Genomic DNA, 16,178 nt, shown 5'->3' with positions numbered 1-16,178 from the left:
GGCACGCCGCCAGCGTTCGTCCTGAGCCAGGATCAAACTCTCCAAAAAAGAGTAAGATTAGCTCTTAGTTTTAAAAATAGAATTAACGTTGACGTATGGTTTGTTTAGTTTTCAAAGAACAAATCTAGTTATTTGCCAGTCCGTTTTTAATCATCATTCACGGGCGACTTTTATACTCTATCATCTATTAAGAGATAAGTCAATAACTTTTTTCATTGTCGTTTTGTTGACGACTTAAATAATTTTATCATCATGTATTACACAAGTCAATATATTTTTTAAAAATAAAAAGGCTGATAACTTCATTCTATCAGCCATTGCTTCTTAACATGATTTAATATGATTAGAGAACCCAAGTTTGAATGGCCACTAAAGCAAACACTCCAGGGATTCCTAAAAATCCTGATACAGCGGAAGTACCTAAATTAATAGGGACATAAATATCAAATTGATGACCAAAAGCATTTAGAAAAAAAAGAAATAAAGCTCCAATTAATAATTTAACTATTCCTTGTCCAACAAATCTTAATGATTTTATAGGAGCACCAATGCACAAAAGTAATAGAATTAATCCTCCTAATATGGAGATAAACGCAATAGGTTCCAAAATAAAATCCTCCTCTCCAATACTTGTCCTATTTATTTTTATGAATAAAAGAAACAAATCAGAACTTTAGAGAGGAGATTATATTATTTAGCGAATGGAAATATTCCTCTTCTTAGCCTCTTTAAATAAAAAGAAATACTTTGCTTCTACCAGTTTTGCATCCCAAATCACTTCCTCTGATGGATCAAAACTTTTTTCAACTAATGAATTTTGATTATTCCATTCCTTCTTCAATTCAACTAATTGATTCAAAAGCTTTTCATCATATTCCTTACGAAGCCAACCCTTTCGCTTTAGCAACATTTTGGTATCCCCCTAATTTAAACTTCTCTTCTTCCTTCTAATGCTTTTGATAAAGTAACTTCATCGGCATATTCTAAGTCCCCACCTACAGGTAATCCATGGGCAATTCTTGTTACCTTAATACCTGATGGCTTTAGTAAACGGGATATATACATTGCGGTTGCTTCACCTTCGATGTTGGGATTTGTTGCCAAAATAACCTCTTGAACTGTTTCATCCTGAAGGCGTTTTAATAAAGAAGGGATATTAATATCTTCAGGACCAATCCCATCCATCGGTGAAATAGCTCCTTGTAATACATGATAAAGACCGTTATATTCCTTCATTTTTTCCATAGCGATAACATCTTTCGGATCCTGGACGACACAAATCACACTTTGGTCTCTTCTTTGGTCCTCACAAATGTAACATGGATCTTGGTCTGTAATATGTCCACACACAGAGCAGTAGCTTAAATTACGTTTTGCGTCAACTAATGCTTTCGCAAAATCAAGTACAGTATCTTCTTTCATCGTTAAAACAAAAAACGCCAGACGCGCGGCCGTTTTAGGGCCGATACCTGGCAATTTCATAAAGCTATCAATCAGCTTTGATATCGGTTCAGGATAATGCATGTTTAGTTCCTCCTAGAATCCAGGAAGGTTTAATCCCTTAGAGAATTGTCCCATTGTTTGATTAGTCAATTCATCGGCCTTTTTCAAGGCATCGTTTGTTGCAGCCAAAACAAGGTCTTGGAGCATTTCAACATCTTCAGGATCAACAACCTCTTCTTTAATATTTACTTCTAACACTTGTTTATGCCCCGATACAACGACTGTCACCATTCCACCGCCAGCTGTACCTTCAATACGTTCTTCACCTAAAGCCTCTTGAGCCTCAGCCATTTTCTTTTGCATTTTTTGCATTTGTTTCATCATATTTTGCATATTTCCCATTCCACGCATAGTCAATAATTCCTCCAATTTGATTAATCTTTAATTTCAATTAAGTCATCACCAAATAATTTTTTAGCCTCCGAAACGATTGGATCCTCATCTGGCTGTGTTAGTTCATTATTTTCTGAAACCTCTTCACGATGACCTTTGACATATTCTTCTCTTATTTTATGCCACTGTTCTTCAGGGACTCCAACTATTTGCATTTTTCTTCCTAAAGATTCAAACAGTAGCTCTGAAAGAGTGTTTACAAATTTTGCATTATCCATTGCCATTTGACAGTGGATTTCATATTTAAATTTAATAACAAAAGCACTTTGAGAGGATGCAACAGGTTCTGCTTCTTTTAATAGGGCAGCTTGAGAGCGCATTTGATGCTGCACGAGGCGATTGAGCATATCCCCCCATCGACCTTTTATATCATTTAAATCTGTTTTTGTAGCATGTTTCAATATTTCATTAATTTTTCCAACAGGAGCCTGGAATCCTTTTCTGGAAGTCCGCTGTGACTTGATCCTTGGAGAGTCTTTAACCTCTTCTGACTTAGTAATTCCTGTTTGTTTTAATTCATGCAATTCATCTTCAAGCTTAGAAATTTTGTGAAGAAGACTATCTATCTCACCACTTGCAGCTGGACTTAGACTTTGCTTTGTTTCAAGTTGACATAGCTTCATGATGGCCACTTCAAGAAATATTCGAGGATGGTTGGTCCACCGCATCTCTTGTTGTGCCTTATTTAATACACTGATTAGTTCATAAATATCATCATCATTCATCATTTCAGCCTGCATCCGAAAATCATCATCAAGCATTACTCGTTCGAAAGATTCTTCTAAATTGGGAGCAGATTTAAACAAAAGCATATCTCGATAATACAAAATAAAGTCTTCGATAAAACGAGATGGATCTTTTCCTTGTGCCAATAATTCCTCAAGCGTTTCTAGCCCTTGAGCAACATTTCTCTCCCTTATCGCCGAGGCAAGCCTGTGGAGAAATCCTTGAGAAACTGAGCCAGTAACAGTTAAGGCATCTTCAATTGTTACCTTTTCATTACTAAAGGAAATGGCTTGATCTAGCAAACTTAATGCATCCCTCATACCACCTTCAGCTGCTCTTGCTACAATCTGTAATGCCTTTTCATCACAATTAACCCCAGTTTCATCAACAATTAGTTTCATCCTATTGACAATGGCCTGAGATGAAATTCGTTTAAAATCAAATCTCTGACATCTTGAAATAATTGTTAAGGGAATTTTATGCGGTTCTGTTGTAGCAAGAATAAAAATGACATGCTTTGGCGGCTCTTCCAGCGTTTTTAACAGGGCATTAAAGGCACCAATAGAGAGCATATGCACTTCGTCTATAATATAAACCTTATACCTTACAGCACTAGGTGCATATTTAACCTTATCCCTGATATCCCTAATTTCCTCTACACCATTATTTGACGCAGCATCAATTTCGATAACATCAGAAATGGAGCCATCTGTAATTCCTCTACATGAAGGGCATTCATTACACGGTTCACTAACGGGTGCACGTTCACAGTTCACAGCTTTTGCTAATATTTTTGCTGCACTTGTCTTTCCTGTACCTCGAGGACCCGAAAATAAATACGCGTGTGAAATTTTTTGATTGGTCAGGGCGTTCTGTAAAGTTTTTGTTACATGTTCCTGTCCGACAACATCAAAAAATCGCTGCGGCCTCCAAACACGATATAAAGCCTGATAACTCATGACACGCCCCCTCCTAATTTTTCTACTTTATTATAGCGTATCTGTTTTCCTTTTGACAAAACGAAAAAGGAAGATTTCATAAAAAGATCTATATGTACTAAAAAACCCATCCTAATAAGGGATGAGTTTCAAGTTTTATCATATTTAACTGCCGTGCACCTTCCGTCGACTTACGCCCATAAGCGTTACTTAAGCAGTTAGCTCGACCCAGGCAACCCTGCGGCACATGGGAGGGTTCACTTAATGCTGCTTCCTTCCGGACCTGACATGGTTCATGAATTCCCATTGCGCAGGACCCGGGTGTCAACACCACTTACTTAAGGCAGACCCTACAGGTCATAAGCCTCGGGAAGGGATTCAGCCTCGCTAGAGCGGATTGCGAGTACAGGGCACCGCTACCTCCCCGCCTAGCACGGCAAAATTAATACCTTCATTCAATGCGTCATCACCGACGCATTTATTAGTATACTAGCTATTAGACTAAATTGCAACGTTTAGGCATTGTCATTTTCTGTAAGTTCGAGATTTCCAAGATTTCTATCTCTTTTTTCCCGTTTTTTTCGTTTTCGAATCCTTCTAAAAAAATGGGATAGCAATTCACCACACTCTTGCTTTAATACTCCAGCCTCAATTTCGCATTGATGATTAAATCGTTGATCCTGAAGAAGATTCATCAATGTTCCTGCACATCCTCCCTTCGGATCCGCTGCTCCATATACAACTCTTTGAATCCTCGATAACATGATTGCCCCAGAACACATGGGACAGGGCTCTAATGTCACATAAAGCACAGCATTTTCTAATCTCCAGGTTCCTAGCTTTTGACAGGCTTGTTCAATGGCTAGTAATTCTGCATGGGCAACTGCATTTTGTTCTGTCTCCCTTAAATTATGGGCCTTTGAGATAATTTCCCCATTCAACACAATAACCGCTCCAATAGGAACTTCCTCTATTGCATCCGCCTTCATTGCCTCTTCTATCGCTTGTTTCATAAAAAATTCATCTTCGTTACTTTTTCCTTGCATAAAATTGTCCTTTCTTAGCAAATGAGCCATTCATTATTAAAAATTATATACTAATATCTTCAGGACAAGACAAGGGAATATTATTTCTTATGAGACAAGTTATTTTTCCTCATTTAAAATCATAAGATGGTTGTAACGTTTACTTGCATCCAGAAGGAGGAAATAGCATGCAAATTCATGTGGTACAACGGAATCAGACATTAACGGGCATAGCCCAGGCGTATAGCACGACTGTAAACGACATCGTTGAAGCAAATGAGCTTCCCAACGCTTCTTCACTTGTTGTTGGTCAAGCGCTTGTCATTCCAATTGTCGGAAGCTTTTATTGGGTGCAACGCGGAGACACATTATGGTCTATTGCCCGCAAGTTTAATATTTCATACCAGCAATTAGCGACCGTCAACCGCATTTCGACCAATCAAGTGCTCCAAGTAGGTATGAGGCTTTATATCCCTCCACGGCCTAAAACAAGAGCTGAATTTAATGGCTATGTTGAGCCTAGAGGGGCAACCGTTGACCCTAACCTTGAGGAAAGTGCTCGAGAAGCCGGACCGTATTTAACCTATTTGGCACCATTTAGTTTCCAAGCCTTAAGAAATGGATCATTAAAAGAACCTTTACTTAATAATTTTCCCGCTATTGCCCGTGCAAATCGCAACGTTTTAATGATGGTGATAACAAACCAAGAAAATGATCAATTTAATGATCAACTGGGAAGAATCTTATTAAATGACATGACAATTCAAAATCGTTTTCTCGAAAATATCGTCTCCACGGCCAAAAAATACGGATTCAGAGATATTCATTTTGACTTTGAATATTTACGACCCGAAGACCGAGAAGCCTATGTTCAATTTTTAAGAAAAGCAAAAACTCGTTTTCAAAGGGAAGGATGGCTACTATCTGTTGCATTAGCCCCAAAAACAAGCGCTGGACAAAAAGGAAAATGGTATGAAGCACATGACTATCGAGCCATCGGACAAATTGTTGACTTTGTCGTGATCATGACCTATGAATGGGGCTATAGTGGAGGTCCAGCAATGGCTGTTTCTCCAATTGATCAAGTCAGAAATGTATTAGAATATGCCGTTACTGAAATGCCTGCTTCCAAAATATTAATGGGGCAAAATCTATATGGTTATGACTGGACCTTACCATTTGTTCAAGGCTCCGTCGCAAGAGCAGTCAGTCCACAACAGGCCATTCAACTCGCTGCAACCCATAATGTTCCTATTTCTTATGATAGCACGGCCGAGGCCCCTCACTTTAATTATGTCGATGATAACGGAAGGCGGCATGAAGTTTGGTTTGAAGACGCCCGCTCCATACAAGCCAAATTCAATTTAATTAAAGAATTAGGTCTCAGGGGTATGAGTTACTGGAAATTAGGACTATCTTTTCCACAGAACTGGCTCCTTATTTCCGAAAATTTCAATGTTGAAAAAAGAGGATAATCCCCAGAAAATCTTTTGGCTGACAAACCCCTATAAGAAAAATCAACACATTTGTCAGCCAGCTTCCCCCCTTTTATTTATTTTTCAGCTCTCTCTTATTCCGGTCAAATCTCTTCAAACGATAAATGTTCCATATCCCATCCTTGCCAGAGTGTGTTAAAATATTCTCTGTGCTATTTTTCAAGCAATGATAAAAGAGATTCAGTATGAAGAAGGAGAAGGAGGACACACGATGGTGGTTACACCCTTTATTACTGTTGAGGGACCCATTGGTATTGGAAAAACATCACTAGCCAAAGCAATCTCCGAGCAGTTTCAATTCGCCTTACTTAAGGAAATCGTTGATGAAAATCCTTTTTTGGGGAAATTTTATGAAAACATCGAGGAATGGAGCTTCCAAACGGAAATGTTTTTCCTTTGCAATCGATATAAACAATTAGGAGACATCAACCAGCATTATTTAAGTGTAAACCAATCAGTTGTTGCTGATTATCATATTCTCAAAAACCTCATTTTTGCCGGAAGAACGCTTAATCCGGACGAGTATGATAAGTATTATAAAATCTATCAAGTTCTCACCAGTGATATGCCTAAACCAAATGTCATCATTTATCTTCATGCAAGCTTAGATACATTGATGAAAAGAATTAAAATAAGAGGTCGAGAAATTGAAAAAAATATTAGCCCTCTTTATTTAGAACAGTTATCTATGGATTATGAACTCGCTATGAATAAATTTGAACAAGATAATCCTGATATTCCTGTTTTACGCTTCAATGGAGATGAACTTGATTTTGTAAACAACCAATCTGATTTAACATACATCTTCAATCAATTAACCACATCATTAGAAAAAGGGAGTCTACAACCATGAGTCTTCGAAATAAATATGATATTCCCCATCATTCAGTCATCACAATTGCTGGTACTGTAGGTGTTGGAAAATCAACTATGACGAAAGCATTAGCCAATGCTTTACATTTCCGTACCTCCTTCGAAAAGGTCGACACGAATCCATATTTAGATAAATTTTATGCAGATTTTGATCGGTGGAGCTTCCATCTACAAATCTATTTTCTTGCAGAGCGATTTAAAGAGCAAAAGAGGATTTTTGAATATGGTGGTGGATTTATTCAGGATCGTTCGATATATGAGGATACAGGAATTTTTGCCAAAATGCATTACGAAAAAGGAACCATGTCAAAGGTTGACTATGAAACCTACACAAGCTTATTTGATTCGATGGTCATGACACCTTATTTTCCACATCCCAATTTATTAATTTATTTAGAAGGTTCTTTTGATGATATTTTGGAGCGCATCAAACTTCGTGGTCGCCCAATGGAGAAACAAACCCCTGTTGATTATTGGAAGGAAATGTACGAGCGTTATGAAAATTGGATTAATTCTTTTAATGCTTGTCCTGTCCTCCGCCTGAACATCAACGATTACGATATAATGGAAGATGAAGCCTCTATTGAGCCCGTCGTTGAACGCATTTCCTATTTTTTAAAACAAACCAACTTTATTCATAAATAGGAAAAAACCGACTGAACAAATCATGTCAGTCGGTTTTTTATTGTGAAATCTCCTTAAATTAGGTATAAAAAAATCGTTACATAAACATGTAACGATAAATATGTATATCTAGTTTTAAAGTTGAATGGAGGAGGAAGAGGGATTCGAACCCCCGCGCGGTTTAACCCGCCTGTCGGTTTTCAAGACCGATCCCTTCAGCCAGACTTGGGTATTCCTCCGTTTCGACAAGTTATAATATATCATCAATAAAAATAGATGTCAATCCTTCCTTGACCATCTCCGAACGATAATGGTTCGTCCGAAGATGATGAGCCAGAAGGGTATTTCTAATTATTTATTTAGCCGTGATATATTCTCGGTTTCCCATATATGGACGCAATATTTCAGGAATTTTTATGCTTCCATCAGCCTGTTGATAATTTTCTAGAATAGCTGCTACCGTACGACCAATGGCTAAACCAGAACCATTCAATGTATGCACATGTTCTGGTTTTGCATTTGGCTCACGTCTAAATCGGATATTAGCACGTCTAGCCTGAAATCCTTCAAAATTGCTACAAGAAGAAATTTCACGATACGTATCATAGCTTGGAAGCCAAACCTCAAGATCGTATTTTTTAGCCGCAGTAAAACCTAAATCACCTGTACACATACTCATAACACGATATGGCAATCCGAGAAGTTGAAGGACTTTTTCCGCATGTCCTGTTAATTTTTCTAATTCAGCATAAGAGTCCTCTGGTTTCACAAACTTAACCAATTCCACTTTATTAAATTGATGCTGTCTGATTAATCCGCGAGTATCTCTTCCTGCTGATCCTGCTTCAGAGCGGAAACAAGCACTGAAAGCTGCATAACTAATTGGAAGATCTTCACCAATTAATATTTCATCACGATGAAGATTGGTTACCGGAACCTCTGCAGTAGGAATTAAGAAGTAATCTTCATTTTCAATTAAAAATGCATCTTCTTCAAATTTTGGAAGCTGGCCAGTTCCTGTCATACTTGCTCGATTCACCAAATAAGGAGGGAGAACTTCTTGATATCCATGCTCTTCTGTATGCAAATCAAGCATAAAATTAAATAAGGCACGCTCCAATCGTGCACCTAATCCTTTATAGAAAACAAAACGACTACCAGTAACCTTCCCCGCACGTTCAAAGTCTAAAATTCCTAATTGATCCGCAAGATCCCAATGTGGTTTTGGCTCAAAATCAAAGGTTGGCACATCCCCCCATTTGCGAGCTACCACATTATCATCCTCTGTATCACCAACTGGGACACTTTCATGAGGAATATTTGGAATATTTAAAAGCAATTCTTCCAATTTTTCCTCTACACCACGGAGTTCATTATCCAAAACTTTGATATTTTCTCCGACTTCTCTCATTTCAATAATTAGATGATCTGCGTTTTGCTTCTCCTTTTTTAAAAGTGCAACCTGCTGAGATACCTCATTTTTTCTACTTTTCAATTTTTCCGTTTCAACAATTAATTCACGACGTCTTTTATCCAAGTCCTCAAACTTTCCGAGATCCGTTAAATCTTCCCCACGATGCTGTAACTTAGCTTTTACTTCATCTAAATTTGCTCTTAATACTTTAATATCAAGCATAACTCTAAAACCTCCTAAACATGATATTATATAAAAACAAAAAACTCCCGTCCCTTAAAAGGGACGAGAGTTACCCGCGTTGCCACCCTAGTTGAAAGCAATCAAGCTTCCCACTCATTTGATAACGGCATGTAAACCGGAATGTATTTACTAGCTAAATAAGCGTTCCATACATCACTCAAGGATGGATTCATAAGCACTATTCACTGATTTACACCAACCATCAGCTCTCTAAGGAAAATTTGCTTACTACTATTTCCTCTCATTGCTTTTATATAATGGAATTTTGTACAGTGAACTACTCCCACCACTTACCACCCTTACAGGTCTCGCTTGAAGTGGGGGCTTCTCGACTTATCGTTACTTTTACTAGCCAACGAAAATTGACCGAGCTAACCCTCTTGTTCCAAGAGTTTTTGTTTCTATTATCTATCTAAGACTGATTATACCAAAACCTTTGGTTAACGCCAACCGAAATTCATCTCCCACCTACTCATTGGGCTACACCCTTCGCATTCCTTGAGGATGGGAGACTTCTTTCGGAAATCCGTTAATTCTACTACTATTATAACCAGAATACAACAGGAATATTCCTACTTTGCTTCCTTTACCATATTGACAAAGTAAGCAGTGAAACGGTAGTCATCCGTTAATTCTGGATGGAAGGAACAGCCTAGAATATTTCCTTGTCTTGCCACCACGATTCGATCCTCATGCTTAGCAAGGATTTCAACATTTTCTCCAGCTTCCACTATATGCGGAGCTCGAATAAAGACCGCTGGAAAATCATTGGCTACTCCAGCTATATCCAAGGTTTCCTCAAAACTCTCTTTTTGCCGACCAAAGGAATTCCGTTCTACCTTTACATCCATAACACCTATATGCGCCTCTTCGTAACCCACAATATTTTTTGCAAGAAGAATGAGGCCTGCACATGTTCCAAATACTGGTTTTCCTGAATGGGCAAATTCCTTTAGACTATCCATAAAATCATATTTATCAATTAAACGCCTCATCGTAGTACTTTCTCCACCAGGTAAAATCAAACCATCAATGTCTTTAAGCTGTTCAACTTTTTTGATCACTATTGCTTCTGCCCCAGACCCTTGGACAGCTTGGACATGTTCACGTACAGCCCCTTGGAGCCCAAGTACACCGATTTTAACCATTTGCTTCACCTTACCATCCACGATCTTGCATTCGAGCTTCTGGTGCTAATGTAGAGATTTCAATCCCTTTCATTGGGGTTCCTAAATCCTTAGATAGCTCAGCAATCAATTTATAATCCTGGTAATGCGTCGTCGCTTCAACAATAGCCTTAGCAAATTTTGCTGGATTTTCAGATTTAAAAATCCCTGATCCAACAAATACCCCATCTGCACCTAATTGCATCATTAAAGCAGCGTCAGCTGGAGTAGCAACTCCACCTGCAGCAAAGTTTACAACTGGTAATTGTCCCAGTTTCTTAATTTCTAACAGTACATGATAAGGTGCTCCTAATAATTTTGCCTCTGTCATTAATTCATCTTCACTCATGCTAACCACTTTACGTACTTGAGCTGTTACTTTACGCATATGTCTTACTGCTTCAACAATATTTCCAGTTCCCGGTTCACCCTTTGTACGAAGCATGGATGCACCTTCTCCAATACGACGGGCCGCTTCACCAAGATCACGGCACCCACAAACAAAAGGAACGGTATATTCCTTTTTATTTAAATGAAACTCTTCATCTGCAGGAGTTAATACTTCACTTTCATCAATATAATCCACTCCCATAGCTTCAAGCACACGAGCTTCAACAATATGACCAATTCTAGCCTTTGCCATAACAGGGATAGAAACAGCACTCATGACTTCCTCAACAATACGAGGATCGGCCATTCTAGCAACTCCACCAGCAGCACGAATATCTGATGGTACTCTTTCTAACGCCATTACTGCTACTGCTCCTGCTTCCTCAGCAATTTTTGCTTGCTCAGCATTCACAACGTCCATAATGACGCCGCCCTTTTGCATTTCTGCCATACCACGTTTAACACGATCTGTACCAACGTTCACTTTGTTTCCCCCTCTTATTATGCACCAAATTAAACATGTAAAGATCTTCAGATAATAAATAGTTATACTATCTCTATCGGAATAATTATTTTTCCTCTAATGAAAATAAACAACAAAAAAGACATCCTGTCAAGACAAGATGTCTTCTTTATTTAGAACCAGCCTTTTACCGTTGAGGAAATTCCACCAAATAAATCTCCAAAGAATCCGCCAATTCCTCTCATCATTAAAACGAACCAATTAGCTTTTTCCACACTGTTCTCTGCAACCACATCAACAGTAACTTTTTTATTACCATCTTCATATAAAAAGTTCATATTTGCACCATTTTTTGGTTTTAATGTTAAATATCCGACTTTTTCACCTTTTTTAATTGGAGCAGTTAATTCTCCATTTTTATTTAGTTTCTTTTTATCCAATACTAACACGGGTTGATAATTCGCTTTTTCTCCACTTTTAACCACCATATTAATGGCATCCTTTGAGTAAATCTTTACTTTATCTTCTTTTCCCTTGATTACAGATAAAGATTTATGTCCTTTATCTTGATAATGCTTCTTCACAATCTCTTCATTGGTGAAATTTCCAAAAGCATAATCAAGTATTTTTCTAGTCTCTGTAAAGCGACTATCTTGTGTTTTTGCCTTCATTACTACTGTGATATATCTTTGACCATTCCGTTCAGCTGTAGCAGTGAAGCAATAGCCCGCCAAATCTGTGTGACCTGTTTTTAATCCATCGACACCTTCATATCCATGAATAAGGCTTGGAAGCATCCAGTTGAAATTTTTATATGGAAGCTTTTTATCTCTAAACTTTAAATTTGCAATCTTAGAAATTTCAAGTGCCTCAGGAAAATCAGTAATTAAGTGATAAGCAAGCTTCGCTGTAGCACGGGCAGACATTAGGTTCTCATCCGTAGCAGAACCAGCAGGATATTTTCCAAGTAAATCCGTATTATTTAATCCAGATGCATTGACAAATTTATAATCTTTAAGACCCAGCTCAGCGGCCTTTTTATTCATTAAGTTAACAAAATTCTTTTCAGATCCTGAAACTAATTCAGCTAAAGCAACTGCTGCACCATTTCCTGAATGAATTGCCATTGCTTTATATAGTTCATCAACCGTATATTCTTCGCCTTCTGTTAATCCAACATTGGAAAGGCCCGTACTTTCATCTGACATTTGATGAACATAATGATTAATTTTAACCTTTTGATTCCATGTTATTTTTTTATTTTTAATAGATTCCAACACAATATATTCTGTCATCATCTTGGTCATGGAAGCGACACCAAGAACTGTATCGATATTTTTTTGATATAAAATCTTACCTGTATTTACATCTAATAGAATAGTGGCCTCTGCTTGAATACCAAGTGGATCACCTGCAGCTTCAGCTTTTTTTGGCATACCAGAAAAAACAGTGGAAATACATAAAAAAAGCATCGTAACAATCAACGATATTTTTTTGTAATTCAATGAAAAAACCTCCAAATTCTTAAATCTTGTTAGTCTATGAAAATATTTTTTGTAAAGTAATCTTACCCATTTCGATATGAAAATAAAAATGACAAACTAACTAATAGAACTACTTTTCTTTAAGTAAACATAACATTGTTTGAAGACACTACATTTTTTTTACTTGTCCAGTTTAACATAAACAAGATAAAAAAAATAGACAGAGAATTGCCCCTCTGTCTATTGCTAATTTAGGAAAAAATTACTGTATTCTGGGCTTTATTCCCTATGAAAGAGAATAGTTTGGAGCTTCTTTTGTGATTTGGACATCATGTGGATGGCTTTCTCTTAAACCAGCACCTGTCATTCTAATGAATTGTGCCTTTTCTCTCAATTCTTCAAGACCCTTTGTGCCACAGTATCCCATTCCTGAACGGACACCGCCAATTAATTGATAGATAGTATCTACTAATGGTCCTTTATAAGGAAGTCGTCCCTCAATTCCTTCTGGAACAAACTTTTTATTTTCTTCTTGGAAATAGCGATCCTTAGATCCTTTTTCCATTGCCGCAACAGAGCCCATTCCACGATATACTTTAAAACGTCTTCCTTGGAAAATTTCTGTTTCTCCTGGGCTTTCAGATACACCTGCTAACAGACTTCCTAACATAACAGCGTGTCCACCTGCAGCTAAGGCTTTCACAATATCACCAGAATATTTAATACCACCGTCAGCTATGATTGCCTTTCCATGCTTTCGGGCCTCTGTTGCACAATCATAAATAGCTGTAATCTGCGGAACCCCAACCCCAGCCACTACACGAGTTGTACAAATAGAACCAGGACCAATACCCACTTTAACAATATCTGCTCCTGCCTCAATCAAATCTCTCGTTGCTTCTGCTGTTGCTACATTTCCTGCTATAATCGCCAAATCTGGATATTCTTCTCTAATTTGTTTAACTGTCTCTAAAACGCCTCTTTGATGACCATGAGCAGTGTCAACAACTATTACATCAACATTTGCTTTCACAAGCATTTCGGCACGTTTCAGCGTATCCTTTGTCACCCCAACAGCTGCTCCAGCTAATAAACGACCATGCTGATCTTTTGCGGAATTAGGGAACTCAATTACTTTTTCAATATCTTTAATCGTAATCAAGCCTTTTAGTACATTATTTTCATCAACAAGTGGGAGCTTTTCAATTTTGTATTTTTGTAAAATGCTTTCTGCTTCTTCTAAAGTTGTTCCAACAGGAGCCGTAACCAAATTTTCCTTCGTCATCACATCATAAATCTTAATGCTGTAATCCTGAATAAAACGAAGATCACGGTTAGTCAAAATTCCAACTAATTTTTGTTCCTGTTCATTGTTTACAATTGGAACCCCAGATATCCGATATTTTCCCATCAAATGTTCCGCATCATATACCTGATGATCAGGAGTTAAAAAGAATGGATCAGAAATTACTCCACTTTCAGAACGCTTTACTTTGTCCACCATGTCAGCTTGCTGCTCAATGGACATATTTTTATGAATAATCCCGATACCACCTTGACGTGCCATTGCGATAGCCATATCTGCTTCTGTCACAGTATCCATTCCCGCACTAATAATAGGAATATTTAATTTTAACTTATCTGATAATGTAACCTTTAAATTAACATCACGTGGCAATACCTCTGATTTCCCTGGAATTAATAAAACATCATCAAACGTTAAGCCTTCTTTAACAAATTTTGTTTCCCACATGTTTCTTATACCCTCCTGTACCGAAAATATTATTAGTAGGTTATCAATTGGATAAAATACTGTCAAGGACTGAATTAGATGTTTGATTTTTCAAAAAACTTGGAGGTTATACTGTGCAACCTATTTCTAGTCAATGGAATGCCTTTACACCATACTATTCTGCCAATACTACACAACACTATTTGCAAAAGTGTTATGAAAAAATAAATGTTCCAAATGCCAATCAAAAAAGTTACGAAAACTGCTATCCATTCATTTATTACATCGAACATGGACAACTTTATTTTCAACAGGTTGAAAATGCTCCAATTGCAATACAACCAATATTATTATTTTACGGATTAGTTCATTTAATTAAAGCATGTATTTTAACAGTTGATCCAAACTATCCTGAAACTACAACTGTTCTCGCGCATGGCGTATCTACAAGAAAAAGAAAAAAGCAGCAATATAGTTTTTTTCGAGATGAAGTCAGATACCAAAAGCACGGTTTATTTCCATTTATGTCAGAAAAAATGTTTCACGTGAAACAATTGGAAGGTGATAAGGTTTGTATGGGAGAACTTCTCCAATGTATTCCGGAATTAAATCATTTGTATGTAAAATTGGAAGGGAAGCGATCTTTTCTCCCAGTTAATATAAATGATCACTTGCTATCCGTACCTAAGGACATTCTGGATTTTTATCATATGACAGAAGAACGATTTATTGATTATTTCCGCTCTAAATCAAATATTCCATTCATCTTTTATCAATCTAATCAGGAATTCATAATTTTAAAAATGGAGAAGAGCTTTGGTCCAATTAATTATTCACCACTAAAGTATGATAGCCTTAACCAACACTACGCTATCTCTACCACTAAAAGTGATCTTCTTTATTACCCAGAACTGCTCACTCATTATTTACTTTTATACAATTTAAGTATGATTGCCAGATATGAAATTGAATGGTGGAGTGAATTAATTAAAACAATGCCTAATAAAGATTATCCATTTATTTATTCCTTTTTAAATATCTCTATAAATAAAGGACCTTTATTAATCCTTGAATATTTGGATTGTAAATGACTTTTTTATCAATTGAGTAAGATAGATTTCAATTGAATGAACTTGCTAATTAATGTATTTTGATTTACCAGTTGTTTTGTTGTACTTCATTGTATATCTATTTTCCCTTTATGAAATTAATTTAAAAATTCCTGGATTTGATCATTTATCGAGAAGGAATGATCTTATAGATTTATTCCTAAACTTATAAATTTCTTGTATTTATCAATCATTATAGGTCATTTTTCCATTTTTGAGGTTTTTGGATCATTAGAAATGATTTAAGAAATATCCGTTATTTTGATGTTAAGTTGTTAGAGTGGAATTTATCTGGTCAATGGGTACGTTTCTTACTAATGTATCCTATTTATTTTCTTATTCGATGTTCCTTTTCACATTCCTTACTTTTAATGGAACAAAGCAATCTTACATTCAACTTTTTCCATTAATCTCTTAATATTGAACACACAAAAAAACAGCCAATTATATTGACTGTTTTTCAATTTGCCTGGCAGCGTCCTACTCTCACAGGGGGAGAACCCCCAACTACCATCGGCGCTGAGAAGCTTAACTTCCGTGTTCGGTATGGGAACGGGTGTGACCTTCTCGCTATCGCCACCAGACTTGTATTCACTTGA

General features: G+C 37.0%; 15 protein-coding genes, 1 tRNA gene, 1 rRNA gene, 1 other RNA gene and 1 other annotated feature. Of the genes, 4 read left to right on the top strand and 14 right to left on the bottom strand.

All coding sequences use genetic code 11. From position 1 onward, the window contains the following. Positions 1 to 343 precede the first annotated feature (343 nt). The 7 genes from ACE38V_RS22980 to tadA form a co-directional block, all read right to left on the bottom strand. Complete coding sequence (locus tag ACE38V_RS22980; RefSeq protein WP_375845060.1) at positions 344 to 607, bottom strand: pro-sigmaK processing inhibitor BofA family protein; 264 nt, start codon at positions 605 to 607, stop codon at positions 344 to 346. 87 nt (positions 608 to 694) lie between these two features. Next, the gene (locus ACE38V_RS22975) at positions 695 to 910 is read right to left on the bottom strand and encodes a YaaL family protein (RefSeq protein WP_375845058.1); all 216 of its coding nucleotides are present in this window, start codon (positions 908 to 910) and stop codon (positions 695 to 697) included. 17 nt (positions 911 to 927) lie between these two features. Then, positions 928 to 1,524 carry a recombination mediator RecR gene (gene recR / locus ACE38V_RS22970; RefSeq protein ID WP_375845056.1) on the bottom strand — a complete coding sequence of 199 codons (597 nt, stop codon included), beginning with the start codon at positions 1,522 to 1,524 and terminating at the stop codon, positions 928 to 930. A gap of 12 nt (positions 1,525 to 1,536) precedes the next feature. After that, on the bottom strand, positions 1,537 to 1,860 hold the full coding sequence (locus tag ACE38V_RS22965; RefSeq protein ID WP_375845054.1) for a YbaB/EbfC family nucleoid-associated protein: 324 nt from the start codon (positions 1,858 to 1,860) through the stop codon (positions 1,537 to 1,539). 17 nt (positions 1,861 to 1,877) lie between these two features. Then, a complete protein-coding gene (gene dnaX / locus ACE38V_RS22960) occupies positions 1,878 to 3,581 on the bottom strand; it encodes a DNA polymerase III subunit gamma/tau (RefSeq protein ID WP_375845053.1) in 1,704 nt (567 codons plus the stop codon). A 151-nt stretch (positions 3,582 to 3,732) separates the two neighbouring features. After that, positions 3,733 to 3,997, bottom strand: an RNA gene (gene ffs / locus ACE38V_RS22955) — signal recognition particle sRNA large type. Between the two features lie 78 nt (positions 3,998 to 4,075). Beyond that, entirely contained in the window at positions 4,076 to 4,606 is a 531-nt protein-coding gene (gene tadA, locus ACE38V_RS22950; RefSeq protein ID WP_375845051.1) for a tRNA adenosine(34) deaminase TadA, read from the bottom strand. Between the two features lie 167 nt (positions 4,607 to 4,773). On the opposite strand from tadA, the gene ACE38V_RS22945 reads away from it, so the two are divergent. The 3 genes from ACE38V_RS22945 to ACE38V_RS22935 all read left to right on the top strand — a co-directional run bounded on the left by ACE38V_RS22945 (position 4,774) and on the right by ACE38V_RS22935 (position 7,599). Continuing rightward, positions 4,774 to 6,060, top strand: a complete 1,287-nt coding sequence (locus ACE38V_RS22945) for a glycosyl hydrolase family 18 protein (RefSeq protein ID WP_375845049.1) — start codon at positions 4,774 to 4,776, stop codon at positions 6,058 to 6,060. A gap of 232 nt (positions 6,061 to 6,292) precedes the next feature. After that, on the top strand, positions 6,293 to 6,934 hold the full coding sequence (locus ACE38V_RS22940) for a deoxynucleoside kinase (RefSeq protein ID WP_375845047.1): 642 nt from the start codon (positions 6,293 to 6,295) through the stop codon (positions 6,932 to 6,934). After that, positions 6,931 to 7,599, top strand: coding sequence for a deoxynucleoside kinase (locus ACE38V_RS22935; RefSeq protein WP_375845046.1), 669 nt, complete (start codon positions 6,931 to 6,933; stop codon positions 7,597 to 7,599). Before ACE38V_RS22940 ends, ACE38V_RS22935 begins: the two co-directional genes overlap by 4 nt. Positions 7,600 to 7,724: 125 nt before the next feature. Here ACE38V_RS22935 and ACE38V_RS22930 read toward each other — a convergent pair. The 6 genes from ACE38V_RS22930 to guaB form a co-directional block, all read right to left on the bottom strand. Beyond that, positions 7,725 to 7,817, bottom strand: a tRNA-Ser gene (locus ACE38V_RS22930). A 116-nt stretch (positions 7,818 to 7,933) separates the two neighbouring features. Beyond that, positions 7,934 to 9,214: a serine--tRNA ligase gene (gene serS, locus ACE38V_RS22925; RefSeq protein WP_375845044.1), complete on the bottom strand. Its 1,281-nt coding sequence runs from the start codon at positions 9,212 to 9,214 to the stop codon at positions 7,934 to 7,936. A 56-nt stretch (positions 9,215 to 9,270) separates the two neighbouring features. Then, positions 9,271 to 9,489, bottom strand: a binding site (T-box leader). Between the two features lie 318 nt (positions 9,490 to 9,807). Next, positions 9,808 to 10,383, bottom strand: coding sequence for a pyridoxal 5'-phosphate synthase glutaminase subunit PdxT (gene pdxT, locus ACE38V_RS22920; protein WP_375845042.1), 576 nt, complete (start codon positions 10,381 to 10,383; stop codon positions 9,808 to 9,810). Between the two features lie 10 nt (positions 10,384 to 10,393). Beyond that, positions 10,394 to 11,275 carry a pyridoxal 5'-phosphate synthase lyase subunit PdxS gene (pdxS, locus tag ACE38V_RS22915; protein ID WP_375845041.1) on the bottom strand — a complete coding sequence of 294 codons (882 nt, stop codon included), beginning with the start codon at positions 11,273 to 11,275 and terminating at the stop codon, positions 10,394 to 10,396. Positions 11,276 to 11,427: 152 nt separating this feature from the next. Beyond that, the gene (locus ACE38V_RS22910) at positions 11,428 to 12,726 is read right to left on the bottom strand and encodes a D-alanyl-D-alanine carboxypeptidase family protein (protein ID WP_375845061.1); all 1,299 of its coding nucleotides are present in this window, start codon (positions 12,724 to 12,726) and stop codon (positions 11,428 to 11,430) included. Between the two features lie 298 nt (positions 12,727 to 13,024). Further along, entirely contained in the window at positions 13,025 to 14,491 is a 1,467-nt protein-coding gene (gene guaB, locus ACE38V_RS22905) for an IMP dehydrogenase (protein ID WP_375845039.1), read from the bottom strand. A 113-nt stretch (positions 14,492 to 14,604) separates the two neighbouring features. Between guaB and ACE38V_RS22900 the strand changes: the two genes are divergently transcribed. Next, complete coding sequence (locus ACE38V_RS22900) at positions 14,605 to 15,561, top strand: YaaC family protein (RefSeq protein WP_375845037.1); 957 nt, start codon at positions 14,605 to 14,607, stop codon at positions 15,559 to 15,561. A 485-nt stretch (positions 15,562 to 16,046) separates the two neighbouring features. Here ACE38V_RS22900 and rrf read toward each other — a convergent pair. Continuing rightward, positions 16,047 to 16,163, bottom strand: a 5S ribosomal RNA gene (gene rrf / locus ACE38V_RS22895). Positions 16,164 to 16,178 lie beyond the last annotated feature (15 nt).

Origin of the sequence: Cytobacillus sp. Hz8, from assembly GCF_042263505.1 — a bacterium.
In the GTDB taxonomy this organism is placed as follows: Bacteria; Bacillota; Bacilli; order Bacillales; family Cytobacillaceae; genus Bacillus_BE.
Note: the sequence above shows the minus strand (reverse complement) of the source record. Positions and strands in the feature narration are given on the sequence as shown.

What these genes read in the sequence shown, in the direction of transcription:
- tadA (WP_375845051.1), bottom strand. Translation starts at nt 4,606, where the DNA reads ATGCAAGGAAAAAGTAACGAAGATGAATTTTTTATGAAACAAGCGATA.
- guaB (WP_375845039.1), bottom strand. Translation starts at nt 14,491, where the DNA reads ATGTGGGAAACAAAATTTGTTAAAGAAGGCTTAACGTTTGATGATGTT.
- dnaX (WP_375845053.1), bottom strand. Translation starts at nt 3,581, where the DNA reads ATGAGTTATCAGGCTTTATATCGTGTTTGGAGGCCGCAGCGATTTTTT.
- ACE38V_RS22910 (WP_375845061.1), bottom strand. Translation starts at nt 12,726, where the DNA reads ATGCTTTTTTTATGTATTTCCACTGTTTTTTCTGGTATGCCAAAAAAA.
- pdxT (WP_375845042.1), bottom strand. Translation starts at nt 10,383, where the DNA reads ATGGTTAAAATCGGTGTACTTGGGCTCCAAGGGGCTGTACGTGAACAT.
- ACE38V_RS22940 (WP_375845047.1), top strand. Translation starts at nt 6,293, where the DNA reads ATGGTGGTTACACCCTTTATTACTGTTGAGGGACCCATTGGTATTGGA.
- recR (WP_375845056.1), bottom strand. Translation starts at nt 1,524, where the DNA reads ATGCATTATCCTGAACCGATATCAAAGCTGATTGATAGCTTTATGAAA.
- ACE38V_RS22935 (WP_375845046.1), top strand. Translation starts at nt 6,931, where the DNA reads ATGAGTCTTCGAAATAAATATGATATTCCCCATCATTCAGTCATCACA.
- serS (WP_375845044.1), bottom strand. Translation starts at nt 9,214, where the DNA reads ATGCTTGATATTAAAGTATTAAGAGCAAATTTAGATGAAGTAAAAGCT.
- ACE38V_RS22945 (WP_375845049.1), top strand. Translation starts at nt 4,774, where the DNA reads ATGCAAATTCATGTGGTACAACGGAATCAGACATTAACGGGCATAGCC.
- ACE38V_RS22975 (WP_375845058.1), bottom strand. Translation starts at nt 910, where the DNA reads ATGTTGCTAAAGCGAAAGGGTTGGCTTCGTAAGGAATATGATGAAAAG.